21 protein-coding genes are annotated in these 23181 nt (G+C 71.2%); 9 read left to right on the top strand and 12 right to left on the bottom strand.

Features of this window, described 5'->3' with window-relative positions; all coding sequences use genetic code 11:
• Positions 1-2 precede the first annotated feature (2 nt).
• Together ABT118_RS00105 and ABT118_RS00100 are read right to left on the bottom strand one after the other, a co-directional pair.
• Positions 3-1085 (bottom strand): inositol-3-phosphate synthase, encoded by a 1083-nt coding sequence (locus tag ABT118_RS00105; protein WP_350643858.1) that lies wholly within the window; start codon positions 1083-1085, stop codon positions 3-5.
• A 133-nt stretch (positions 1086-1218) separates the two neighbouring features.
• Complete coding sequence (locus ABT118_RS00100) at positions 1219-1884, bottom strand: PadR family transcriptional regulator (protein WP_350643857.1); 666 nt, start codon at positions 1882-1884, stop codon at positions 1219-1221.
• 322 nt (positions 1885-2206) lie between these two features.
• Here ABT118_RS00100 and ABT118_RS00095 point away from each other — a divergent pair, with 322 nt between their 5' ends.
• On the top strand, positions 2207-4798 hold the full coding sequence (locus tag ABT118_RS00095) for a transglycosylase domain-containing protein (RefSeq protein WP_350643856.1): 2592 nt from the start codon (positions 2207-2209) through the stop codon (positions 4796-4798).
• 115 nt (positions 4799-4913) lie between these two features.
• Positions 4914-6470, top strand: coding sequence for a glycosyltransferase family 87 protein (locus tag ABT118_RS00090; RefSeq protein WP_350643855.1), 1557 nt, complete (start codon positions 4914-4916; stop codon positions 6468-6470).
• Positions 6471-6491: 21 nt separating this feature from the next.
• Here the strand turns inward: ABT118_RS00090 and ABT118_RS00085 are convergent, their stop codons facing one another.
• From ABT118_RS00085 to ABT118_RS00075, 3 genes are all read right to left on the bottom strand, one after another.
• Positions 6492-7514: an alanine racemase gene (locus ABT118_RS00085; RefSeq protein WP_350643854.1), complete on the bottom strand. Its 1023-nt coding sequence runs from the start codon at positions 7512-7514 to the stop codon at positions 6492-6494.
• A gap of 29 nt (positions 7515-7543) precedes the next feature.
• The gene (locus ABT118_RS00080; RefSeq protein WP_350643853.1) at positions 7544-8662 is read right to left on the bottom strand and encodes a lipid II:glycine glycyltransferase FemX; all 1119 of its coding nucleotides are present in this window, start codon (positions 8660-8662) and stop codon (positions 7544-7546) included.
• 203 nt (positions 8663-8865) lie between these two features.
• Positions 8866-9171, bottom strand: coding sequence for a hypothetical protein (locus tag ABT118_RS00075; RefSeq protein WP_350643852.1), 306 nt, complete (start codon positions 9169-9171; stop codon positions 8866-8868).
• Positions 9172-9467: 296 nt separating this feature from the next.
• Here ABT118_RS00075 and rpsF point away from each other — a divergent pair, with 296 nt between their 5' ends.
• The 4 genes from rpsF (at position 9468) to rplI (ending at position 11258) form a co-directional block, all read left to right on the top strand.
• Positions 9468-9758: a 30S ribosomal protein S6 gene (gene rpsF, locus ABT118_RS00070; protein ID WP_057228543.1), complete on the top strand. Its 291-nt coding sequence runs from the start codon at positions 9468-9470 to the stop codon at positions 9756-9758.
• A 102-nt stretch (positions 9759-9860) separates the two neighbouring features.
• On the top strand, positions 9861-10490 hold the full coding sequence (locus tag ABT118_RS00065) for a single-stranded DNA-binding protein (RefSeq protein WP_350643851.1): 630 nt from the start codon (positions 9861-9863) through the stop codon (positions 10488-10490).
• A 67-nt stretch (positions 10491-10557) separates the two neighbouring features.
• Positions 10558-10794 (top strand): 30S ribosomal protein S18, encoded by a 237-nt coding sequence (gene rpsR, locus ABT118_RS00060; RefSeq protein WP_030270170.1) that lies wholly within the window; start codon positions 10558-10560, stop codon positions 10792-10794.
• A gap of 17 nt (positions 10795-10811) precedes the next feature.
• Positions 10812-11258 carry a 50S ribosomal protein L9 gene (rplI, locus tag ABT118_RS00055; protein ID WP_350643850.1) on the top strand — a complete coding sequence of 149 codons (447 nt, stop codon included), beginning with the start codon at positions 10812-10814 and terminating at the stop codon, positions 11256-11258.
• A gap of 75 nt (positions 11259-11333) precedes the next feature.
• On the opposite strand, the gene ABT118_RS00050 is transcribed toward rplI, so the two are convergent.
• Positions 11334-12662: an MATE family efflux transporter gene (locus ABT118_RS00050; protein WP_350643849.1), complete on the bottom strand. Its 1329-nt coding sequence runs from the start codon at positions 12660-12662 to the stop codon at positions 11334-11336.
• 448 nt (positions 12663-13110) lie between these two features.
• On the opposite strand from ABT118_RS00050, the gene dnaB reads away from it, so the two are divergent.
• Positions 13111-14676 carry a replicative DNA helicase gene (gene dnaB, locus ABT118_RS00045; protein WP_502884472.1) on the top strand — a complete coding sequence of 522 codons (1566 nt, stop codon included), beginning with the start codon at positions 13111-13113 and terminating at the stop codon, positions 14674-14676.
• 30 nt (positions 14677-14706) lie between these two features.
• Here the strand turns inward: dnaB and ABT118_RS00040 are convergent, their stop codons facing one another.
• The gene (locus ABT118_RS00040; protein ID WP_350643847.1) at positions 14707-15285 is read right to left on the bottom strand and encodes a TetR/AcrR family transcriptional regulator; all 579 of its coding nucleotides are present in this window, start codon (positions 15283-15285) and stop codon (positions 14707-14709) included.
• Between the two features lie 92 nt (positions 15286-15377).
• Here ABT118_RS00040 and ABT118_RS00035 point away from each other — a divergent pair, with 92 nt between their 5' ends.
• Positions 15378-15824: an anthrone oxygenase family protein gene (locus tag ABT118_RS00035; protein WP_350643846.1), complete on the top strand. Its 447-nt coding sequence runs from the start codon at positions 15378-15380 to the stop codon at positions 15822-15824.
• 44 nt (positions 15825-15868) lie between these two features.
• Here the strand turns inward: ABT118_RS00035 and ABT118_RS00030 are convergent, their stop codons facing one another.
• Together ABT118_RS00030 and ABT118_RS00025 are read right to left on the bottom strand one after the other, a co-directional pair.
• Positions 15869-17089, bottom strand: coding sequence for a GNAT family N-acetyltransferase (locus ABT118_RS00030; RefSeq protein ID WP_350643845.1), 1221 nt, complete (start codon positions 17087-17089; stop codon positions 15869-15871).
• 103 nt (positions 17090-17192) lie between these two features.
• Positions 17193-17798, bottom strand: a complete 606-nt coding sequence (locus ABT118_RS00025; RefSeq protein ID WP_350643844.1) for a GDSL-type esterase/lipase family protein — start codon at positions 17796-17798, stop codon at positions 17193-17195.
• A 246-nt stretch (positions 17799-18044) separates the two neighbouring features.
• Here ABT118_RS00025 and ABT118_RS00020 point away from each other — a divergent pair, with 246 nt between their 5' ends.
• Positions 18045-19013, top strand: a complete 969-nt coding sequence (locus ABT118_RS00020; RefSeq protein WP_350643843.1) for an LPXTG cell wall anchor domain-containing protein — start codon at positions 18045-18047, stop codon at positions 19011-19013.
• A gap of 13 nt (positions 19014-19026) precedes the next feature.
• Here ABT118_RS00020 and ABT118_RS00015 read toward each other — a convergent pair whose 3' ends face one another.
• The 3 genes from ABT118_RS00015 to ABT118_RS00005 all read right to left on the bottom strand — a co-directional run bounded on the left by ABT118_RS00015 (position 19027) and on the right by ABT118_RS00005 (position 22737).
• Complete coding sequence (locus ABT118_RS00015) at positions 19027-19920, bottom strand: NADP-dependent oxidoreductase (protein WP_350643842.1); 894 nt, start codon at positions 19918-19920, stop codon at positions 19027-19029.
• Positions 19921-20057: 137 nt separating this feature from the next.
• On the bottom strand, positions 20058-21254 hold the full coding sequence (gene manA, locus ABT118_RS00010; RefSeq protein ID WP_350643841.1) for a mannose-6-phosphate isomerase, class I: 1197 nt from the start codon (positions 21252-21254) through the stop codon (positions 20058-20060).
• Between the two features lie 97 nt (positions 21255-21351).
• Positions 21352-22737 carry a phosphomannomutase/phosphoglucomutase gene (locus ABT118_RS00005; protein ID WP_350643840.1) on the bottom strand — a complete coding sequence of 462 codons (1386 nt, stop codon included), beginning with the start codon at positions 22735-22737 and terminating at the stop codon, positions 21352-21354.
• Between the last annotated feature and the right edge of the window lie 444 nt (positions 22738-23181).

Genomic DNA, 23181 nt, shown 5'->3' with positions numbered 1-23181 from the left:
CTTCAGCGCTCGACCTCGCCGCGGATGAACTTCTCCACGTTGTCGCGGGCCTCGTCGTCGAAGTACTGCACCGGCGGGGACTTCATGAAGTACGAGGACGCCGACAGGATCGGGCCACCGATGCCCCGGTCCAGCGCGATCTTCGCGGCGCGGACGGCGTCGATGATGACACCGGCCGAGTTCGGCGAGTCCCAGACCTCGAGCTTGTACTCGAGGTTCAGCGGGACGTCGCCGAAGGCGCGGCCCTCGAGGCGGACGTACGCCCACTTGCGGTCGTCGAGCCACGCGACGTAGTCCGACGGGCCGATGTGCACGTTCTTCGCACCCAGCTCGCGGTCGCGGACCTGGGAGGTGACGGCCTGGGTCTTCGAGATCTTCTTGGACTCGAGGCGGTCCCGCTCGAGCATGTTCTTGAAGTCCATGTTGCCGCCGACGTTCAGCTGCATGGTGCGCTCCAGCAGGACACCGCGGTCCTCGAAGAGCTTCGCCATCACGCGGTGCGTGATGGTCGCGCCGACCTGCGACTTGATGTCGTCGCCGACGATCGGCACGCCGGCCTCGGTGAACTTGTCCGCCCACTCCTTGGTGCCGGCGATGAACACCGGGAGGGCGTTGACGAAGCCGACCTTGGCGTCGATGGCGCACTGGGCGTAGAACTTGGCCGCCTGCTCGGAACCGACCGGCAGGTAGCAGACCAGGACGTCGACCTGGCGGTCCTTCAGGACCTGCACGACGTCGACCGGGGCCTCGTCCGACTGCTCGATGGTCTCGAGGTAGTACTTGCCGAGACCGTCGAGGGTGTGACCGCGCTGGACGGTGACGCCGGTCGGCGGCACGTCGCAGATCTTGATGGTGTTGTTCTCGCTGGCGCCGATGGCGTCGGCGAGGTCGAAGCCGACCTTCTTGGCGTCGACGTCGAACGCGGCGACGAACTCGACGTCACGGACGTGGTAGTCGCCGAACTGCACGTGCATCAGCCCGGGGACCTTGCCGGCGGGGTCGGCGTCCTTGTAGTACTCGACACCCTGAACCAGCGACGCGGCACAGTTGCCGACGCCCACGATGGCTACGCGAACCGAACCCATTCCGGTTGCTCCCTTTGAATCATGAGGCCCGCCCTTCCGGGCGGTTCTCGCTCAACTTCTGTTCTCTGGCGGGCGCGTCGCGCCCAGTCCCGCCGCGCACACTGTGGAGGGTCGCGGCGAGGTCAGCGTTCCGCTAGGAACGCCCCGGGCGGTCGTGCGGTGGCCTCGGCGGGTCCGAGGACCCGGCCTCCTGGCCACGGCCGTCCGAAGTACTGGTGTCACCGGCTGCGGGTCGTCCGGTCCGGTTGGCCCGCTCGGTCTCGATCAGCTCGTTGAGCCAGCGGACCTCGCGCTCCACCGATTCGAGACCGTGCCGCTGCAGTTCGAGGGTGTAGTCGTCGAACCGCTCGCGGGTGCGGGCGATCGAGCTTCGCATCCGCTCCAGCCGCTCCTCCAGCCGGCTGCGGCGGCCCTCCAGGACGCGCATCCGCACGGCCCGGTCGGTCTGACCGAAGAAGGCGAAGTGCACCCCGAAGTGCTCGTCCTCCCAGGCGTCCGGGCCCGAGTCGGCGAGCAGCTCCTCGAAGCGCTGCTTGCCCTCGGCCGAGAGCCGGTAGACGATCTTCGACCGCTTGCCGTTGAGCGCGGTGGCGGGGACGTACTCGGTGTCCGGGTTGTCCTCGACCAGGAAGCCCTGGGCGACCAGGCTCTTCAGGCAGGGGTAGAGCGTGCCGTAGGAGAACGCACGGAACGAGCCGAGCAGCACGTTGAGCCGCTTGCGCAGCTCGTACCCGTGCATCGGGGCGTCGTGCAGCAGGCCGAGGACGGCGAACTCCAGCACTCCCGAGCGCCTGCTCACTGCCGTTCGCCTCCCTCCGCCGGCTATGCCGGTGCGTTATGTCGCTCCGATGTATCGGCTCGATATATCGAGAACAGTAAACCTGGGTCACGGAACGGGCAAGAGCGACTCGGGTGAATGTGATCACAGGATGTCGGGACGACGGAGCCGAGCCCGCGTCAAGGGCTGTCCGGGGCCGGGTTGGCAACGGGCATGTAATGATCTGGCGCCGTTATGCGGCAGTTGATACCTGATGCCCGATTAGTAGCGAATTTCGGCTGCGTACTCTGTCGCGTGTGCACGGGCTGTCGGCCGTGCGCGAGGACCGAGGAGTGGCTGGAAGATGAGCGAACACCGCCGGAGGTCGCCCAACCCGGGCGGCGAGGAACCGTCGGGCCGCCAGGCCGACGGTGGACGCCCGTACGCCTACGGCAGCCCGCCGGAGGGCGCGCCGTCGTACGGTCGCACGGGCGAGCGCCCGTCCGGTGGCCGGCCCACCGCCCAGCAGCCCCGGCCGACCCGGGCCGAGCTGCGCCGGAAGGGCGGCGGCGGCGCGGGCAGCGGTGGCGACGGCGGAGGCCGCCGCGGCGGTGCCGGTGCGCCCCCGACCGGGCGGAACGGCAAGCCGGCCAAGAAGCGGTTCATCGACTACCCGCGCTTCGGCAAGACCGGCCTCTGGCGCTGGATCCCGTCCTGGAAGCTGCAGTTCACCACCTTCCTGGTGTTCTTCGCGGGCGGGGTGGCGGCGGTCGGGATCGCGTACGCGATGACGCCGATCCCCGACCTCAACAAGATCGTGCAGACCCAGAACAACATCTACTACTGGGCCGACAACACCGAGATGACCCGCCAGGGCGACAACAACCGGCAGGTGGTCGAGCTCGGCGACATCAGCAAGGACCTGCAGAACGCGGCCATCTCGACCGAGAACGCGAGCTTCTGGACCGACTCCGGCATCGACCCCAAGGGCATCGGGCGGGCGGTCTACAACATGGCCACCGGCGGCGAGACCCAGGGTGGTTCGACCATCACCCAGCAGTACGTCAAGAACGCCTACCTGAGCCAGGAGCAGACCCTCAGCCGCAAGGTCCGGGAGCTCTTCATCACCCTCAAGGTGAACCAGGAGGACGGCAAGGAGAAGATCCTCACCGGCTACCTGAACACCAGCTGGTTCGGCCGCGGTGCCACCGGTGCCCAGGCCGCCGCCCAGGCGTACTACGGCGTCGACGCCAAGAACCTGAACCTGTGCCAGAGCGCCTTCCTGGCCGGCCTGCTCAAGGGCGCGGCCCTGTACGACCCCGCCGTCCCCGCGAACAAGGACCGGGCGGTCAAGCGCTGGAACGAGGTGCTCGACCGGATGGTGACCACCGGCGCGATCACCAAGGAACAGCGGGCCGGCTGCGCCGAGTTCCCGATGCCGATCACCAAGAAGGCCTCGCCCAGCATGAACGGCCAGGTCAGCTACATGGTCGAGATGGCGGACGCGTACCTGATGGCCAAGGACACCAGCGTCACGCAGGCGGTGCTCGACAAGGGCGGCTTCCAGATCCACACCACCTTCCAGAAGGACAAGGTGGACGCGCTCAAGAAGGCGGTGGACGACTTCCGGGCCGACACCCTGAAGCCGGACAAGCGGGAGAAGGACCAGGACGTCCAGATCGGCGCGGCCACCGTGCTGCCCAACGACGGCGCGATCCTGGCCATCTACGGCGGCCAGGGCGTCGAGGAGGGCCACCACACCAACAACGCCAACACCTCGGGCATCCCGGTCGGCTCGACCTTCAAGCCGATCGTGCTGGCCGCCGCGATGCAGACCGGTGTGCAGACCGAGACCGGCAACGACGGCAAGCCCAAGCGGATCAACGCGGAGAGCCGCTACCTCGCCGACGACATGGCGGAGATCCACAAGCCGGACGGTTCCCCGGTGCTGGAGGACGGCAAGCCCTACCACCAGAAGAACAGCGGCCGGTCGAAGCCGGGCTACGTCTCGCTGCGGGAGGCGATGCGGAACTCCTACAACGTCCCGTTCGTGCAGCTCGGCCAGGACGTCGGCGGCAAGACGGTGGGCGACCTGGCCAAGGCGATGGGCCTGAACAACGGCCTGACCGACCCCTCGACCACCACCTTCCCGCTCGGCACCTCCACGCCCAGCGCGATCCGGATGGCCTCGGCCTACTCGGTGTTCGCCGCCCGCGGCCAGCAGACCGACCCGTACTCGGTCAGCAAGGTGGTCAAGAACGGCGTCGAGCTGAAGACCATCGTCAAGCCGGCGCCCAAGCAGGTGCTGGAGGAGGCCGTCGCCGACAACGTCACCGACGTGCTGCAGACCGTGGCCAAGAGCGGCACCGGAAGCAAGACCAACGAGCTCGGCCGACCGGTGGCCGGCAAGACCGGCACCACCGACGGCGGCAGGTCGGCCTGGTGGGTCGGCTACACCCCCTCGCTGGTCACCTCGGTCGGCATGTGGCGGGAGAAGGCGGGCACGCCCGGTCTGATGACGCTGTCCGGCACCGCGGGCAAGGACGAGATCCACGGTGGTGACTTCCCGACCGACATCTTCACCCGCTACATGAAGGCGATCCTGAACGGCCAGCCGAAGGAGACCTTCCCGAAGCCGGGCGAGATCGGCGAGCAGGTCGACTCCTCGGGCGCCCCGGCGACCGCCTCGGCCTCCGCCTCGGCGAGCGCGACCGTACCGGTCCCCGACCCGACCACGATCGCGCCGACCGTCCCGTCGCTCACCCCGAGCGCGCCGGCCTCGCCGTCCAACTCGCCGAGCTCGACCGAGTCGTGCCTGATCCCGGCGTTCTGCCCGAGCGGCTCGCCGTCCTCGACCAGGACCAAGCCGCCCAAGCCGACCGGGACGGCGACGGGCACCGGGACGCCGCCCACCAGCGATCCGGCCAACGGCGTCGCGCCCAACAACGCGAACTGACGCAGGATCGGCAGCACCGGTGGCGGCCCTCCCCGGAGGGCCGCCACCGGTGCGTTCGGAACCGGATGGCGGGGGCACCTGCTGCGAACCGGATCGGTGCGGCATCATGTCCGCCATGACGTCGAGCGCTCGTGACGAGAACGGCAGCACGGCCACGCTGCCGGAGGAAGGCCCCGACGGGCCGCTGCCCCACACGGTGGTCGTCCCTGCGGACGAGGACCCGGTCTCCGCCGCGGGCAGCGAGCTGTTCGGCGGCCCGCCCGGCCGCCGGGCCCTGCTCGGCGTCAACTGGTGGATCCCGGCCCGCTTCCTGGCCATCGCGGTGATCGTGGTCTGCGTGCTGGGCATGGTGCAGAAGCTGCCCTGCTACGACGGCGGCTGGTTCCGCGGCGCCACCACCCAGTACACCCACGCCTGTTACAGCGACATCCCGCACCTGTACACCTGGCGCGGCTTCGCCGCCGGGCTGACGCCGTACGTCGACATGCTGCCGCAGCCCAGCCCGGACATGCAGTACCTCGAGTACCCGGTGCTGACCGGTCTGTTCATGCAGGTGGCGGCCTGGCTGACGCCCGGCGACGGCAGCACCGAGACCCGCGAGCAGCTGTTCTGGCTGATCAACGCCGGGATGCTGATGGTCTGCGCGGTGGTCGTCGTGGTGGCGCTCACCCGGACCCACCGCCGCCGCCCCTGGGACGCGCTGCTGTTCGCGCTGGCCCCCGCCCTGGCGCTGAACTTCACCATCAACTGGGACCTGCTGGCGGTCGCCTTCTGCGCCGTCGCGATGGCCTACTGGTCCGGCCGCCGCCCGGTCTGGGCCGGTGTCTTCATCGGCCTGGCCACCGCGGCCAAGCTCTACCCCTTCCTGCTGCTCGGCCCGCTGCTGGTGCTCTGCTGGCGGGCCGGCCGCTGGCGCGCCTTCTGGGCCGCCACCGGCGGCGCGGTCGGCGCCTGGCTGCTGGTCAACGTGCCGGTGATGGCGGCCAACTGGAAGGGCTGGGCCACCTTCTACACCTTCAGCCAGACCCGCAAGGAGGACTTCGGCTCGTTCTGGCTGATCCTCATGCAGGACCGCGGCAAGCAGCTGGAGACGCTGAACACCTGGATCGGCGGCCTGCTGGTCGCGAGCTGCCTGGCGATCTGCTGGCTGGCGCTCTCCGCCCCGCGCCGCCCGCGCTTCGCCCAGCTGGCGTTCCTGGTGGTGGCCGCGTTCATCCTGACCAACAAGGTGTACTCGCCGCAGTACGTGCTCTGGCTGATCCCGCTCGCCGCGCTGGCCCGGCCGCGCTGGCGGGACTTCCTGATCTGGCAGGCCTGCGAGGTGCTGTACTTCCTCGGGGTCTGGTCCTACCTGGCTTTCACCGGTGACGCCAAGCAGCACGGCATCGGCCAGGACTGGTACCACCTGGCGATCGTGCTGCACCTGCTCGGCACCCTGTACCTCTGCTACCTGGTGGTGCGCGACATCCTCCGGCCCGAGCTGGACCCGGTCCGCTGGGACGGCAGTGACGACCCGTCCGGCGGCGTGCTGGACCAGGCCCCGGACGTCTTCGTGCTCGGCCAGGCGCGCCGGCTGCGGGAGGAGCGCACGTACCAGGAGTACGAGCTCCCCGAGGCGGACTGGCTGCCCGAGCAGCCGTCCCTGCAGAAGGAGCAGCCGCACAGCTCCTAGGGCCTGTCCGCCGGAAAGGCCCTAGCCGTCCACCACCCGGTCGAAGTGGGTGGTGGTGTGACGGGTGTTCAGCGCCAGTTCGTCCCCGATCACCGGCGGCTTGCCGCCGGTGGGCAGGAACAGGATGCTGACCTGCATGTGCGGCGGCTCGGCGAACCAGAGCTGCCGGCCGGTCCAGGAGTACGGCGAGAGCGTCCGGTTGACGGTGGCCAGGCCGGCCCGGGCCAGGCCCTTGGCGCGGGGCACCATCCCGTGCACGTACTTGGGCGCCTCCAGTCCGACGCCGTGCGCGGTGCCGCCGGAGACCACCAGCAGGTGCCCGTCCGAGGGGGCGCGGTGCTGCCGGTAGCCGTACCGGTCGCCCTTGGCCACCGGGGTCACGTCCATCACGGTGGCCCGGGCCTGCAGGGCGCCGGGGTCGCCGAGCCAGAGCCGGGTGCCGATCCGGGACCGGAACACCGTGGCCGGGTAGCGCTGCGCCAGCCGGGCCAGGTCGGCCGGGCCGAGGTGGCTCAGGTAGACCGTGCCGGTGGGCAGCCCGGCGGCCGCGATCGCGTCCACCCACCGGGCCACCTCGGCCACCGGGTCGGTGCCGTCCGGCCGGTCCAGCGGCAGGTGCAGGGCGAAGCCCTCCAGCACGATCCCCTCGGTCGGCAGGTGCGCCAGGTCGGCGGGCGCGATGCCGTGCCGCCGCATCGAGGTCATGCACTCCACCACCACCCGGGAGCCGGCCGGCAGCGCCCGGGCCGCCTCCAGGTGGGCCACGGTGCGGATCACCCCGAGCGGCAGCGGCTCCTCGCCGGTCCGGTACGGGGTGAGCACCAGCAGCTCGCCGTCGAAGACCCCGGCCGCCGCCCGCGCCTCGTCGGCCGTGCCGACCGCCAGCAGACCGGTGCCGAGCCGGTTCGCCTCCTCGGCCAGCCGGGCGTTGCCGAGCCCGTAGCCGTTGCCCTTGGCCACCGGCACCAGGCCGGGGTACTCGGCCAGCACGGACTGCTGGTGGGCCCGCCATCTGGCGGTGTCCAGATTCAGCGACAAGGTCATCGGCTTCTCCCCGAGGGTGTGGCGGTCGGTCAGCGGCGGGACATGTAGATGTCCAGCGCCTTGTGCAGCAGCTTGTTGAGCGGGAAGTCCCACTCGCCGACGTACTCGGCGGCCTGGCCGCCGGTACCGACCTTGAACTGGATCAGCCCGAACAGGTGGTCGTCCTCGTCGAGCGTGTCGCTGATCCCGCGCAGGTCGTAGATGCTCGCGCCGAGCGCGTAGGAGTCCCGCATCATCCGCCACTGGACCGCGTTGGACGGCTTGACCTCGCGCTTGTGGTTGGCCGAGGCGCCGTAGGAGTACCAGACGTGCTCACCGACCGTCAGCATCGTGGTGGCGGCCAGCGGTTCGCCCTCGTGGTACGCCAGGTAGAGCCGCATCCGGTTCGGGTCCTCGTCGGTGAGGGCCGTCCACATCCGCTGGAAGTAGGAGAGCGGACGCGGGGTGAAGTGGTCCCGCTCGGCGGTCACCACGTACAGCTTGTGGAACACCGCCAGGTCCTCGTAGCCGCCCTGGACCACCTCGACGCCGCTCTTCTCGGCCTTCTTGATGTTGCGGCGCCAGAGCTGGTTGAAGCCCTTCTGCACGTCGTCCAGCGAGCGGTTGGCCAGCGGCACCTGGAACACGTACCGGGGCTGGACGTCGCCGAACCCGGCTCCGCCGTCCTCACCCTGGAGCCAGCCCGACTTGCGCAGCCGGTCGGCCAGTTCGAAGGCGCGCGGCTCGTACCAGTCCGGCTCCAGGTCGCGCAGGCGCTTGGCCTGCTTGGCCGCGATCGCCTCCTTGATGGTGGGCGCGTTCCACCGGCGGATCACCACCGGGGGGCCCATCTTCACCGAGAACGCGCCCTGCGACTTGAGGTGCGCCAGCATCGGTTCGAGCCACTGGTCCAGGTCCCGGTCGAACCAGTCGATCACCGGGCCCTCGGGCAGGTACGCCAGGTACCGCTTCAGCTTGGGCAGTTGGCGGTAGAGCACCAGGCCGGCCCCGACCAGCTGGTCGGACTCGTCGATCCAGCCGATGCTCTCGGTGCGCCACTCGGACTTGACGTCGCCCCAGGACGGCACCTGCATGTGACTCGCGGACGGGCGCGTCCGGATGAACGCCAGGTGTTCCTCGCGGGTGATCGTCCTCAGGCGCAGGCTCATGCGGGGGTGCTCCTCCTAGGTCGGCCGGTCCAGTGGTGACCCTATCGCCCGAATGGTCCGTTTCGGGGCCGGATGTCCGTGTCCGCCCGGAGGCATGGTGGTGCCCCCGTCGCGAAGGTGTGCACAGGTATGTACGCGACGGGGGCACCGGAGGTTACGCGCGCGGGCGGATCCGTTTCCGACGGATCAGCGCGCGGGGCCGCTCACACGCCCCCGTAGAGGCCGCCGTGGGCCATGCCCAGATAGAAGCCGACCCCGGCCATCCCGAGCGACACCATCAGCACGAACCGCTCCGCCGTGGTGACCGAGATGAACTGGCCCCAGAGGGCGGCCACGATGCCGAACAGGCCGGCCCATGAGCTGAGCAGGTGCAGGTTGTGGAAGAACGCGGTGGTGAAGGCCAGCAGGCCGAGCACGGCGGCGATCCCGACCAGCGTGTTCTCGCGCGGGTGCGGGTGGCCGTCGGTGTTGAGGGTGAACGGCGGAGTACGGCGGACGGTCTGTGCCATGGAGCCCACCTCCCGGGTGGAAGAGCCGTTCTGTCCAGATTGCGGTGATGAGGGGTGGATCACAACCCCTATGCGTTTTGCCCCTTAAATTTTGTTGGGCCGTACGGGTGCGGGTAGGCTGTGCGGTCTGCACTGGTGTAGTTGTGCCCCCGTCTGCCCTTCACCGGGCTGGGGGCCGGTTGTCAGTGCCGAGGGCTACGTTCTCGGTACGGCACCACCGCATCGGTGCCGACGCTGCACAACCCTCCTGCCACGGAGAGACCGTGGCCGCTGAGTCCAAAGGAGGTGGGTTACCCATGCGTCACTACGAGCTGATGCTCATCCTCGACCCTTCGGTCGAGGAGCGCGCTGTCGCCCCGCTGATCGAGAACTTCCTCAACGTTGTCCGCACCGGTGGCGGCAAGGTCGAGAAGATCGACACCTGGGGTCGTCGTCGCCTGGCGTACGAGATCAACAAGCAGTCCGAGGGCATCTACTCGGTCATCGACCTGAAGGCCACGCCTGAGGTCGTCAAGGAGCTCGACCGCCAGCTCAGCCTGAGCGAGTCGGTTCTGCGGACCAAGGTCCTGCGCCCGGACACCCACTGAGCCACGCTCTGACGCCCTAGGCGTCAGTGGCTCACGCCCGCTGTTTCACGTGAAACAGCGGACGAGCACCGCAGAACTTCTTTCCGAGAGGTCACCACCACCATGGCAGGCGAGACCGTCATTACCCTCGTCGGCAATCTCGTCGACGACCCCGAGCTGCGCTTCACCCCGTCGGGTGCGGCGGTCGCGAAGTTCCGTATCGCGTCCACCCCGCGCACCTTCGACCGTCAGACGAACGAGTGGAAGGACGGCGAGAGCCTCTTCCTCACGTGCAACGTCTGGCGTCAGCCGGCGGAGAACGTGGCCGAATCGCTGCAGCGCGGCATGCGCGTGATCGTGCAGGGCCGACTGCGCCAGCGGTCTTACGAGACCAAGGAAGGCGAGAAGCGGACGGTCTTCGAGGTCGAGGTCGACGAGGTCGGTCCCAGCCTGCGTTCGGCGACCGCCAAGGTCACCCGCGCCAACCGCTCCGGCGGTCCCGGCGGCGGCAGTGGCTTCGGTGGCGGCGGCCAGCAGGGTGGCGGCGGCGGCCAGGGCGGCTCCTGGGGTGGAAACTCCGGTGGCGGCCAGTCCGGCGGCAACTGGGGTGGAAACTCCGGTGGCGGCCAGTCGGCTCCGTCCGACGACCCGTGGGCTTCCAGCGCTCCGGCCCCTGGTGGAAACCAGGGTGGCGGCGGCGGTTGGGGTGCCCCGGCCGGTGGCGGCGGCTTCTCGGAAGAGCCCCCGTTCTAAAGCGGTGCGTACCGGGCCCTCGGAAGCCCGGTCATGCTGACAGATTTCGTACCCACAGGAGCACATGATGGCGAAGCCGCCTGCTCGCAAGCCTAAGAAGAAGGTTTGCGTCTTCTGCAAGGACAAGGTCAACTACGTTGACTACAAGGACACGAACTTGCTCCGCAAGTTCATCTCCGACCGCGGGAAGATCCGCGCCCGCCGGGTCACCGGCAACTGCACCCAGCACCAGCGCGACGTCGCCACGGCCGTGAAGAACAGCCGTGAGATGGCGCTGCTGCCCTACACCTCCACCACGCGCTAAGAGAGGGTGACCGAAGAATGAAGATCATCCTCACTCACGAGGTCCCCGGCCTCGGCAGTGCCGGTGAGGTCGTCGAGGTCAAGGACGGCTACGCCCGCAACTTCCTGGTCCCGCGTGGCTTCGCCATCCGCTGGACCAAGGGCGGCCAGAAGGACGTGGACGCGATCCGTCGCGCCCGCAAGATCCACGAGATCCAGACCATCGAGGCCGCCACTGCGGTCAAGGGTCAGCTCGAGGGCCTTCAGGTCAAGCTGGCCGTTCGCTCCGGCGACGCCGGCCGCCTCTTCGGCTCGGTGACCCAGGCCGACGTCGTGGCTGCCGTCAAGGCTGCCGGCGGCCCGTCCGTGGACAAGCGCTCGGTCGCGATCGGCTCGCCGATCAAGACCGTGGGCACCCACAAGGTCTCGGTCAAGCTGCACGCCGACGTCCAGGCCAACCTCGACGTCGCCGTCGTCGCTGCCTGAACCACGCAGTAGCACCGAACGGCCCGGTTCCCCCTCGGGGGAGCCGGGCCGCTCTGCGTGCCGGGGCCCGGGCGGTCAGGCCCGGACGGCTCCGGTGACCAGCCAGTGCCCGGTCCTGATCCGCAGGCAGAGGAACGCCGCCCGGACCAGCATGAACAGGTTCATCGCCCACCAGAGCCCGGCCAGACCGCCGCCCAGCACCGGCACCAGCAGGGCCACCGGGGCGAACGCGGCGAAGGTGCCGAGCATCGCCCAGGCCAGGTAGCGGCCGTCCCCGGCGCCCATCAGCACGCCGTCCAGCACGAACACCACCCCGGCCACCGGCTCGGTCAGCGCCACCAGCAGCAGCACGTCCGAGAGCTGTTGGCGGACCACCGGGTCGGAGCTGAACAGCGGGACGTACAGCGGCCGGGCCAGGACCAGCAGCAGCCCGAGCAGCACGCCGACGCACAGGCCCCACTCGATCATCCGGCGGGTGGCCGCCCTGGTGCCGGGGACGTCGGAGGCGCCCAGGTAGCGGCCGATGATGGCCTGCCCGGCGATGGCGATCGCGTCCAGCACGAAGGCCAGGAAGATCCAGATGGTCATGGCGATCTGATGGGCCGCCACCTCCACGTCGCCCAGCGTGGCGGCCACCGCGGTCGCCACCATCAGCACCCCGCGCAGGCTGAGCGTCCGGACCATCAGCGGGCCGCCGGCCTTCGCGCAGGCGCGGATGCCGGGCAGGTCGGGCCGCAGGCCCGCACCCTCCCGGCGCGCGCCGCGGACCACCACCAGCACGTACACCCCGGCCATGCCGGTCTGTGCCAGCACGGTGCCCCAGGCCGAGCCGGCCACGCCGAGGCCGGCGCCGTAGACCAGGCCGAGGTTGAGCAGCAGGTTGGCCGCGAAGCCGCCGATGGCGACCCGGAGCGGGGTCCGGGTGTCCTGCAGGCCGCGCAGCACGCCGGTGGCGGCCATCACCAGCAGGACCGCCGGGATGCCCAGGGCGCTGATCCGCAGGTAGGTGACGCCGTACGGGGCGGCGGTCGCCGAGGCGCCGAGCGCGTCCACGGCCTGCGGGGCCAGGAGCAGGGTGAGGGCGACCACGCCGACCGAGAGCAGCAGGGCCAGCCAGATGCCGTCGATGCCCTGCTGGACGGCCGCGCGGCGGTCGCCCGCCCCGATCCGGCGGGCCACCGCGGCGGTGGTCGCGTACGCGAGGAAGACGAAGACCCCGGTGGCGGTGGAGAGCACGGCGGTGGCGACGCCGACACCCGCCAGCTGGGCGGTGCCGAGGTGGCCGACGATGGCCGAGTCGGCCATCAGGAAGAGCGGTTCGGCGACCAGGGCGCCGAACGCGGGGACCGCCAGGGCGAGGATCTCCCGGTCGTGTCGGCGGCGGGTGACGGCGGCGGGTTTCATTCCAGTAAGGCTACTCATCCACAGGTAAGGGCTGCAAGACCCTTTGATCTCTTACTCGCAACGGTGAGCGAGTGGTGGGATCGAACCGTTCGGCCGCCGTCCGGGCGGTTGTGTGAAGAATTTCTCATGCACAGCCGCCGATAGGGGTCGTCCCAGGTCAGGGCGGGTGCAGTGGACAGTCGTACGGGTTGTCCACAGCGGGGTCCACAGAGTTGTGCACAGGATTGCGGGAGTTCTCCACAGGTATGGGCCCGTCATCCACACCCCCTGTGGATAACCATCTTGGCCGATCGGCCTCCGGCACCTTAGCGTGGGTCGCTCCCGGGCGATTTGTCGGTGCGGTGGCGTAAGAAGGAGGACCACCCCCACTCGCTCCGCCTGGCAACAATTCGCACCACTTGCTGATCGGGGAAGACGCGTGACCGGCCCCCAGTACGACGACCACGACGTGCCCCCACCGCCGGAGGACGACTGGCAGCCGTCCGACGACGCCTTCCCGCCGGGCCCGGCGGACTTCCCGGACGGCCCCGGCGACCGGCTCCCGGTCTCCCGCAAGAGCGAGAGCGGCGGGGGCGGGGGCGGTGGCGGCTTCGGCAAGGGCGGCTTCGGCAAGGGCGACTTCCAGCGCGGCAGCAAGCGCAAGGACTCCGGCGAGTCCGCCGAGGAGCGGGCCGGTTCGGACGCCTTCGAGCGGGTGCCCCCGCAGGACCTCGCGGCCGAGCAGTCCGTGCTGGGCGGCATGCTGCTGTCCAAGGACGCCATCGCCGACGTGGTCGAGGTGCTCAAGCCGCACGACTACTACCGCCCGGCCCACGAGCTGGTCCACAGCGCGATCCTCGACCTCTACGCCCGCGGTGAGCCGGCCGACCCGATCACCGTCGCCAGCGAGCTGACCAAGCGCGGCGAGCTGGTCCGGGTCGGCGGCCCCGGCTACCTGCACACCCTGGTCAACTCCGTCCCGACGGCGGCCAACGCCGAGTACTACGCCCAGATCGTGCACGAGCGCGCGGTGCTCCGCCGCCTGGTCGAGGCCGGTACCCGGATCGCCGGCATGGGCTACGCCGCCGAGGGCGACGTCGACGAGATCGTCAACGCGGCCCAGGCCGAGATCTACGCCGTCACCGAGCAGCGCACCAGCGAGGACTACGCCCCGCTCGCCGACATCATGGAGGGCGCCCTCGACGAGATCGAGGCGATCGGCTCCCGCCAGGGCCAGATGTCCGGCGTCCCGACCGGCTTCGCCGACCTGGACGCGCTCACCAACGGCCTGCACCCCGGCCAGATGATCGTCATCGCGGCCCGCCCCGCGATGGGCAAGTCGACCCTGGCGCTGGACTTCTCCCGGGCCTGCTCGATCACCAACGGCCTGCCGAGCGTGATCTTCTCGCTCGAAATGGGGCGGAACGAGATCGCCATGCGCCTGCTCTCCGCCGAGGCCAGGGTGGCCCTGCACCACATGCGCTCCGGCAACATGACGGACGACGACTGGACCAGGGTCGCCCGCCGGATGCCGGACGTGACGGCCGCACCGCTCTACATCGACGACTCGCCCAACCTGTCGATGATGGAGATCCGGGCCAAGTGCCGCCGGCTGAAGCAGCGTGCGGACCTCAAGCTGGTGGTCATCGACTACCTCCAGCTGATGCAGTCCGGCGGCTCGAAGCGGGCTGAGAACCGACAGCAGGAGGTCTCCGACATGTCGCGAAACCTCAAGCTCCTCGCCAAGGAGCTGGAGGTGCCGGTCATCGCGCTCTCCCAGCTGAACCGTGGCCCCGAGCAGCGCACCGACAAGAAGCCGATGGTCTCCGACCTCCGCGAGTCCGGCTCGATCGAGCAGGACGCCGACATGGTCATCCTGCTGCACCGCGAGGACGCCTACGAGAAGGAGTCCCCCCGCGCGGGCGAGGCCGACCTGATCGTCGCCAAGCACCGTAACGGCCCCACCGCCACCATCACGGTGGCGTTCCAGGGCCACTACTCCCGCTTCGTCGACATGACCCGGGACGTGACCTGACCTGACCCGTCGGCCCGGGCGGACGGTGGGTCAGACCACGGCGAGCCGGTCGACCAGCAGGTCCACCCTTCGGCCGGCCTCTGCCGGGGGGAGCCGTCCGGCCCGGGTCAGGGTGGCCAGTCCGTGCAGGGCGGCCCAGAAGACCTCGGTGAACAGGCCCGGGTGGACGCCGGCCCCGGCGACGGCGGTGAGGCTCTCCAGCAGGGCGGCGAAGGCGTCCTTCAGTGGCTCCGGGGTGTCCTCCTCCGCGAAGGCCAGGCCGCCGTCGAGGTGGAACATGGCGTCGTAGACCGCCGGGTTGTTCTCGGCGTAGTGGAGGTAGGCGCGGGCGAGGGCGCCGGCCCGGTCGCGCGGGCCGGTCGCGGCGGCAGTCGCGGCCCGCACCGCGGCGGCCATCTCGGCGGCCCCCTGGAGGGCGACGGCGCCGATGATCTCGCGCTTGCCGCGGAAGTGGCTGTAGAGGACGGGCTGGCTGTACTCGATCCGCTCGGCGAGCCGGCGGGTGGTGACCGCCTCCCAGCCCTGCTGCTCGGCGAGTTCGCGGGCCGTCGCCACGATGAGGCGCTCGCGGCCCGCCCGTTCGCGCTGCTTTCGTTCCTGTACCGACATGACTCGATTCTAGCACTGCTAGACAAGAGAGCGGCAGTAGTACTAGCGTTGTCTCCATCACCTAGCAACGCTAGAAAACAGGAGGGGTCGTCATGCTGGACGCGCTCAAGGTCGTCACCGTCGTGGTCGTCGGAGTGATGGTGGGGGTGGAGTTCTCCGTCGCCTTCGTCATGAACCGGATCTTCAGCGCCCTCCCCGAGGACAGCGGCCAGCTCGGCCGTGCTCACGGGGGCCGGATGCTCGGCGCCGTGATGCCGTTCTGGTACATCGGCTCGCTCGTCCTCGCCGGGGTCTGGGCCGTCGCCGGCTGGCCCGGCCAGGGGGCCGGCCTCGTCGTCACCGCCGCCGTCCTGCTGGTCCTCAGCGTGATCATGTCGATCCTGCTGCTGGTCCCGATCAACAACCGGAGCAAGGCGTGGACCCCCGAGAACCGGCCCGCCGACTGGAAGGAGCAGATGAACCGCTGGGACCGCTTCCACTACCTTCGCGTCGCCGTCATCGTCGCCGCTTTCGCCCTGCTGGCCGCCGCCCTCGTCTGAGCCCGCGGGCCGGGGCAGCACGGGCCTACCGGTCAGAACCGGCGTCAGAACCAGTGCAGGCAGTGCGGGGGGCGCTCGGCGCGGAAGAGGGCGTCGGCGAGGGCGGCCGCGCCGGGGTGGTGCGCCTTGACGTGGCCGGCCCGGACGAGCGTGCTCGGGGCGGTGCCGCCGAGGTAGACCGAGCCCAGGTCGCTGATGTCCAGGGACAGGTCGGGCTCCCGGTCGGTCGGGACGCAGTCGGCCTTGCCGTCCCGGACGGTCAGCAGGTGGCGGCCGTGCTCGCCGAGGAACGGGTCGTCGACGTCCAGGACGAGCTCGCCGTCGGTGCACCAGCCGCGCGCGGTCAGCGCCTGCGGAACGTCCAGCAGCCGTACCCAGAGCCAGTCGGTGTCACCGCCCGCCTGGCCGGCCCGGAAGTCCTCCAGCTGCCAGCGCAGCGGGTGCTCCGGCGGGACGTGCTTGAACACGACCTGGCTGACCAGGTCGTGGCCGAGCACGAACCGGGCCAGGGCGGTGAGGACGGTGTCGTCGGCGGCGATGGCCTCATCGACCGTCAGGGTCTCGGACTCGCCGATCGAGTAGCTGGCGTAGCCGTCCGGGACGCCGTCGGCGTCGCGGTGGACGGCGACGTAGCGCGGCGCCGGAGCGATCGGGGGCTGGCCCGCGCCGGCGGCCCACCAGCGGTGCGGCCGGGACAGCGCGCCGGGCTGGGCGCGGCGGTACCGGTCGTAGACCTGCTCCAGCAGCTCGTTGCACTCGGCCCGCCGCAGCACCTCGACCGAGCCGGTCGCCGGAGTCCCGGCCGTGCCGCGGGCCCGGGGGAGGGCGAAGGCGGCCCGGTGGCGCGGCACCGTGAGCCGCTGGGTGTAGGTCGCGGGGCCGTAGCCGAACCTGCGGTAGATCAGGGCCTCGGACGCCAGCAGGACGGAGAGGACCTCCCCGCGGGCCCGCAGATCGGCGAGCTGATGCCGCATCATCGCGCTCAGCACGCCCTGGCGCCGGTGCGAGGGCAGCACGCCGACGGCCGTCACCCCGGAGACCGGCAGCAGCACCTCGCCGGGCAGGGTGAGCTCGAAGGAGTACGCACCCGCGGTGCCGACGGGCCGCCCGTCCGCCGCCACGGCGAACAGGTTGCGGTCCATCTCGAACGCCGACCACCAGCCCCCGCCGCCGTCGGCCGGGGCGTCCGGGAAGCGCCCGAACGCGGCGTGCATCGTGTCGACGAAGAGCTCGCGGTCCTGCTCGGTCGTTGGACGGATCTCCATGGCTGCCGCTGCCTCCCCGCGAAACCGGCACCACGCCCCGTGGCGCCCCGCCCAGTGCAGCGCCGACCGGTGGCCCGGTCAAGCGGATTGGCCCCGGCGGCGGTCAGCGGCCGGAGGCCAGCCAGGTGTCCCAGTGCGGGGCGATCAGGGCGGTGATCTCGTCGTAGCCGGCCGCGCCCGGGTGGGCGCCGTCGTCGAGGCGGATCTCCTCCAGCCAGACCGGGTTGGTGCTCAGCGGCTGGTGGACCTGGATGTACGGGACGCCGGCGGCCCGGCAGACGCCGACGAACTCCGCGTCGAGCAGGGCGGTGCGGGCCCGGTGGTCGAGGTCGGCGACCGGCGGCGGGGCGACCACCAGGGTGGCCCAGCCCCGGGCGGCGGCCCGGTCGAGCAGCAGCGCGAGATTGGCCGCCGACTCCGCCGGGGCGACCCGGGGGCGGCCGTCCTCGTGGGTGGCGTCGTTGGTGCCGAGGGAGAGCACCACCCGGGGGTCGTCGGCGATCTCCAGCCGGGGGACGCACTCCTGCTCGAACCGGCTCAGGATGTCGGCCGAAGTCTGGCGCCGGACACCGAGGTTGTAGCCGGTGATCGGCTGTCCGGCGCTGATGGTGCGGGCGGCCAGCCGCCCGGCCCAGCCCAGGAAGCGGGGGTCGCCGACGCCGGCCACGTAGGAGTCGCCGACGAAGCAGATGCGCAGATTGTGGATCATGGCCGCGATCCTGGCAGTACTGCGGGGTCGGATGCCCGGAATTCCGCTCCGTGGACAGTCAGTTGGCGCCGTCGGCGGGAGCGAGGAGGCGTTGCCCGTTTTGATCGGTTGTATACGTCCCGTAAGCTCGTGCAGCTCTGCCCCTGCCGACATCGCGGCCACCGGGCCGGGCCCGGCCGGCTTCCTCGCCGCCCACCTCGGGCAGTGCCCGCTGCCTGCCTCCACCCCCTTCAGAAGGTCTCTCCCGTGAAGTTCCGTTCCACCCTCGCCGCAGTCGCCGTGCTCGCCGTCTCGGCACCGGTCGCGATCTCGGTCACCCCCGCCTTCGCCGGGACCACCGGGGCGGTCCGGGCCCAGAGCACCGTCGCCCAGCTGGAGCGGGCCGCCGCCGAGGCGGACGCCGCGTACCAGGCGGTCAAGGCCGAGCAGAGCACCCTGGAGCTGGAGCTGGGCGCCCTGCTCGACCACGGCCCGGTGCCGCAGTCGCTGCAGGACCGGCTGACCACGGCGACGGCTGCGCTCCGGGACGCGGAGGCCGGCAAGGCCGCTGCGGACCGGGTCCGGGCCGACCGCTACGCCGTGGTCGAGGCCGTGCTCGCCACCGGCGGCGAGGAGGAGCGGGTGGCCGCGCTGCGCGAGCTGAACCGGGCCGACCTCGCGGTCCGGGCTGCCGAGGGAGCCCTGGTCCCGGCCCGGCAGGAGAACGCGGCGGCGAAGCGGGCAGTGGACGACTGGCGGGTCGGCGTGGTCCGTCGGCTCGGTGAGTCCCGCAAGGCCGTGGAGCAGGCGCTCGCCGCCAAGCAGGGGGCGGACCGGGCACTGGCCGAGGGGCGGGCGGCCGCGGCCCGGGAGACGGTCGGCACCCCGACCGCAACTGCCGTACCCAGCACGGTCGGTACGCCGACCCCGGCCGGTGGTGCCGGCGCGAGCGCCGCTGTCACGCCGTCGGCGAGCCCGTCGACCGTGGCGACCGCGACCGCCGCTTCGACCGTGATCCAGGCCGAGACCCCGGCCGGGACCCCGGCCGCCGCCGCAGTGCCGACCCAGGCTCCGACCCCGGCCCCGGGGAGTGCGGCCACCGGGACCGCCGAGCTCGCCGAGACCGGTGCCTCCACGGTGGCCCCGGTGATCGCGGTGGCCGGCGGCGCGGCGATGGCGCTGGGCGTCGGCGCCCTGGTGGTGGCCAGGCGGCGTCGGGGCGACGGGGAGGGCTGAGCCCACCGGAGGGTCAGAAGGCCAGGACCACGGCGCCCCGCAGACCGCCCTCCTCCAGCCGGGCGTGGGCCTTGGCCGCCTCGGTGAAGGGGTGCTCGGCGGCGACCCGGACGGTGAGCCGTCCGGCGGCCACCATGGCGGCCAGGTCGGCGAGCTGGGCTCCGTCGGGACGGACGTCGACCACCGTGTGGCGGATGCCGCGCTCGACGATCGGCGGGCCCGGGCGGACGGCGACGAAGGCGGCCCCGTCGCGCAGGGCGGGGAGGACGGCCGCGCCGAGCAGTGCGGTGTCGATCACCGCGTCCGCCTCGGCGGGAGTGACCGCATCGGTGTGCCGGGCGCCGTACCGGGTGACGAACGCGTGGTCCTCGGGGCGGGCCAGTGCGATCACCTGGAGGCCCCGGGCGGCGGCGAGTTGGATCACCAGCCCGCCCAGGTTGCCTGCGGCTCCGGTCACCAGGAGGGTCTGACCCCGGGTCAGGCCGGTGGCCTCGACGGCCTGGAGGGCGGCCAGCCCGTTCAGTGGGAGCGCGGCCGCGACGGCGGTCGGGACGCCGGCCGGGGCCGGGGCGACGGCGGTGGCGGCGAGTACGGCGTACTCGGCCTGGACGCCGTTGCGGGTGGCGAACCAGTGCGAGAGCCCGATCACCCGGTCGCCGGGCCGGAAGCCGGTCACGTCCGCGCCGACGGCGTCCACCTCGCCCGCCAGGTCCCAGCCGAGCGGGTAGAAGGGCTGCGGCGGGAGGTACTGCGCCACGGCGCCGGAGCGGACGGCCAGGTCGGCCGGGTGCACGCCGGTGGCCAGGGTCCGGATCCGCAGCTCGCCGGGGCCCGGCTGGGGGAGCGGGAGGTCGGCGAGCTCGATGGTCTCGGGGGCGCCGAAGGTGCGGACGGTGACTGCGCGCATGGTGGGAACTCCTCGGTGCGGGTGTGCTGCTGACACCGAGGAGACTTCCACCGGCCGGAGCCGGGCGGCAGAGCACCGTTCACCCTGGGACCGCCGATCCCAGGCTGCGGGGCGGGCGGGTGGCGGGGCCCGGCCGGTCAGAGCGTGACGGTGGCCCGGAAGACGGTCGCGTCGGAGCCGGTCACCACGGTGTCGGTCCCCGTCCCCGGGAGGAAGGCCGACTCGCCGCGGGCCAGCGTGAGCAACGTGCCGTCCGCACCGGTGAGTTGGACGCTGCCCTGGGTGCAGAGCAGGATCTGCGGGGCCCGGCCGTCGAGCACCCGCGCGGTGCCGTCGAGAACGTACCGGGAGAGCCGGAACTCGTCGATCGGTACGGGGTAGAGCTCCTCGCCGTTCGCGTCCGCCACCGGCCGCAGCACGTCCGGCCGTTCGGCCCGGAACTCGACCACCTTGAGCAGTTCGGCCACGTCGACGTGCTTGGGCGTCAGCCCACAGCGCAGCACGTTGTCGGAGTTGGCCATGATCTCGACGCCGGTGCCGCGCAGGTACCCGTGCGGAACCCCGGCGCCCAGGTAGAGCGCCTCGCCCGGCTGGAGCACCAGGTGGTTCAGCAGCAGCCCGGTCAGCAGCCCGGTGTCGCCCGGGAACTCCCGTGCGGCGTAGGCGTATCCGGCGAACTGGCCGGTCGGGTCGTCGGTCGCGGCGGCCCGCTCGACGGCGGCCGCGGTGGCCGCGACGGCGGTGGCGGCGGTCTCGGCGGGCATGGACAGGATGGTGCGGAGGGCCTCGCTGAGCGCCTCCGACTCCGGCTTGTTGTGCAGGAGTTCGACCAGCGGGGTGAGCTCCGGGACGTCCAGTGCGGCGAGCAGCGCGGCGGTCTCGGCCGGCGGCCGGAAGCCGCACAGCCCCTCGAACTCGTCCAGCGCGCAGATGAGTTCGGGCTTGTGGTTGGTGTCCTTGTAGTTGCGCTCGGGGGCGTTCAGCGGGATGCCCCTGGCCTCCTCGGCGGCGTACCCGGCCCGGGCCTGGTCCAGGGTGGGGTGGGCCTGGATGGAGAGCGGCGCGCCGGCCGCCAGCACCTTGAGCAGGAACGGCAGGGTCGGGCCGAACCTGGCCACCGTCTCGGCACCCAGCTCGCCCTGCGGATCGGCCTCGATCACCCGGTGCAGGGCGACGGGCCCTTCACCGCGGTCGACCCGCGACGGGTCGCCCGGGTGGGCGCCCATCCAGAGTTCCGCCTGGGGTTCGCCGGTCGCTTCCACACCCAGCAGCTCGGGGATGGCGGTGAGCGATCCCCAGGGGTAGGGACGGACGGTGTTGGCGAGCCGGTCCATGGGCACGTCCTGTTCGGTGTGGTACGGGAGTGACCGACCTTAGCCGACCGGCGGGCGGCGGCCGGTCGGCTGGGTCGGTTGACGAACGGTCAGGGTGTCAGGCGCGGATGAGGGTGAGGACGGTGTCGCGGACGGTGGCCATGGTGGTGGCGTCGTCGGCTTCGACGTTGAGGCGTAGCAGGGGTTCGGTGTTGGAGGCGCGGAGGTTGAGCCACCAGGTGGGGGTGGTGATGGTGAGGCCGTCGAGGGTGTCGGTGGTGGTGTGGGGCAGGTCGGCGTAGTGGTCGGCGACGAGGGTGGTCGCGGCCTGTTGGTCGGTGACGGTGGAGTTGATCTCGCCGGATTCGGTGTAGCGGTTGTAGCGGGTGGTGAGTGCGGAGAGGGGGTGGTCCTGGTGGCCGAGGGCGGCCAGGACGTGGAGGGCGGCGAGCATGCCGGTGTCGGCGCGCCAGAAGTCGCGGAAGTAGTAGTGGGCGGAGTGCTCGCCGCCGAAGACGGCGCCGGTTTCGGCCATCTCCTGCTTGATGAAGGAGTGTCCGACGCGGGTGCGGACGGGGGTGGCGCCGAGTTCGCGGACGACCTCGGGGACGGTGCGGGAGGTGATCAGGTTGTGGATGACGGTGGGGTTCGCCTCGCCGGCGGCCTGGGCGCGGGCGATCTCGCGGGCGGCGACCAGGGCGGTGATCGCGGAGGGGGAGACGGGCTCGCCGCGCTCGTCGATGACGAAGCAGCGGTCGGCGTCGCCGTCGAAGGCCAGGCCGAGGTCGGCGCCGGTCTCGACGACCTTGGCCTGCAGGTCGACCAGGTTGGCGGGGTCCAGCGGGTTCGCCTCGTGGTTGGGGAACGTCCCGTCCAGCTCGAAGTACATCGGGATCAGGTCCAGCGGGAGTCCGGCGAAGACGGTGGGGACGGTGTGGCCGCCCATGCCGTTGCCCGCGTCGACGACCACCTTCAGCGGGCGGATCGCGCTCAGGTCCACCAGCCCCAGCAGATGGTCGGCGTAACCACGCAGGCTGTCCGCCGCCGACAGCCCGCCCGGCTTCACGTCCAGGGCGGGCACGGTGACGGTGTCGTCCGCGGCGGTCCAGGACTCGACGAGTTCGCGGATCTCGGTCAGGCCGGTGTCCTGGCCCACTGGTGAGGCACCGGCGCGGCACAGCTTGATGCCGTTGTACTGGGCCGGGTTGTGCGAGGCGGTGAACATCGCGCCCGGCAGGTCCATCGACCCCGACGCGTAGTACAGCTGGTCGGTCGAGCACAGCCCGATCTCCACCACATCCGCACCCGACGCCGCGGCACCCTCAGCGAACGCCCGCGACAGCGAGGGCGAGGAGGGGCGCATGTCGTGCCCCACCACCACCGCCGAAGCACCCACCACCCGCACGAACGCCGCACCGAAAGCGAACGACAACGACTCGTCCCACTGATCCGGCACCACACCACGAACGTCGTACGCCTTCACCAGCTGCTTCAGGTCCCGCACAACCACTCCACCTGCTTGAGTGCGGCCGGGCCGCACGTGATCGGTCGACACCGGCGGGCAAGGTCCGACCTCGCGGGTGCTCCGACCAGCGCAGGGGCGCGCGGGCGGGCGGCGAGGCGGACGCGAGCGACCGGCTGCTTCGCGACCCACGGGTGTGCAAGTTGAACAGGAAGACTATCCGGTGCGGCGGGCGGATCAGCGCCCGGTGACCCGTGGGGGCCCCGGCCGTCGTAGCATGCGCTATTCCGGTACTTCTACGATGTACTTCTGCGGACCCGAGGCCCCGGACAGCGACCGCCCGGGCTCGCTGCTGACCTGCTGTACCCCGAAAGGCATCAGAGACGTGACCACGGCTGACCAGGAGAGCTCCTTCGCCGATCTCGGTGAGGTGCTGGTGATCATTCCGACGTACAACGAGGCGGAGAACGTCGAGCGGATCACCGC

Source organism: Kitasatospora sp. NPDC002040 (genome assembly GCF_040296785.1).
GTDB lineage: Bacteria > Actinomycetota > Actinomycetes > Streptomycetales > Streptomycetaceae > Kitasatospora.
Note: the sequence above shows the minus strand (reverse complement) of the source record. Positions and strands in the feature narration are given on the sequence as shown.

Bases quoted from the DNA above. Each gene is read 5' to 3' on its own strand.
- ABT118_RS00040 (WP_350643847.1), bottom strand. From the start codon at position 15,285: ATGTCGGTACAGGAACGAAAGCAGCGCGAACGGGCGGGCCGCGAGCGC.
- ABT118_RS00050 (WP_350643849.1), bottom strand. From the start codon at position 12,662: ATGAAACCCGCCGCCGTCACCCGCCGCCGACACGACCGGGAGATCCTC.
- ABT118_RS00090 (WP_350643855.1), top strand. From the start codon at position 4,914: ATGACGTCGAGCGCTCGTGACGAGAACGGCAGCACGGCCACGCTGCCG.
- ABT118_RS00085 (WP_350643854.1), bottom strand. From the start codon at position 7,514: ATGACCTTGTCGCTGAATCTGGACACCGCCAGATGGCGGGCCCACCAG.
- rpsF (WP_057228543.1), top strand. From the start codon at position 9,468: ATGCGTCACTACGAGCTGATGCTCATCCTCGACCCTTCGGTCGAGGAG.
- ABT118_RS00080 (WP_350643853.1), bottom strand. From the start codon at position 8,662: ATGAGCCTGCGCCTGAGGACGATCACCCGCGAGGAACACCTGGCGTTC.
- ABT118_RS00015 (WP_350643842.1), bottom strand. From the start codon at position 19,920: ATGCGCGCAGTCACCGTCCGCACCTTCGGCGCCCCCGAGACCATCGAG.
- rplI (WP_350643850.1), top strand. From the start codon at position 10,812: ATGAAGATCATCCTCACTCACGAGGTCCCCGGCCTCGGCAGTGCCGGT.
- ABT118_RS00105 (WP_350643858.1), bottom strand. From the start codon at position 1,085: ATGGGTTCGGTTCGCGTAGCCATCGTGGGCGTCGGCAACTGTGCCGCG.
- ABT118_RS00030 (WP_350643845.1), bottom strand. From the start codon at position 17,089: ATGGAGATCCGTCCAACGACCGAGCAGGACCGCGAGCTCTTCGTCGAC.
- ABT118_RS00075 (WP_350643852.1), bottom strand. From the start codon at position 9,171: ATGGCACAGACCGTCCGCCGTACTCCGCCGTTCACCCTCAACACCGAC.
- ABT118_RS00035 (WP_350643846.1), top strand. From the start codon at position 15,378: ATGCTGGACGCGCTCAAGGTCGTCACCGTCGTGGTCGTCGGAGTGATG.
- ABT118_RS00095 (WP_350643856.1), top strand. From the start codon at position 2,207: ATGAGCGAACACCGCCGGAGGTCGCCCAACCCGGGCGGCGAGGAACCG.
- ABT118_RS00065 (WP_350643851.1), top strand. From the start codon at position 9,861: ATGGCAGGCGAGACCGTCATTACCCTCGTCGGCAATCTCGTCGACGAC.
- rpsR (WP_030270170.1), top strand. From the start codon at position 10,558: ATGGCGAAGCCGCCTGCTCGCAAGCCTAAGAAGAAGGTTTGCGTCTTC.
- manA (WP_350643841.1), bottom strand. From the start codon at position 21,254: ATGGACCGGCTCGCCAACACCGTCCGTCCCTACCCCTGGGGATCGCTC.
- ABT118_RS00025 (WP_350643844.1), bottom strand. From the start codon at position 17,798: ATGATCCACAATCTGCGCATCTGCTTCGTCGGCGACTCCTACGTGGCC.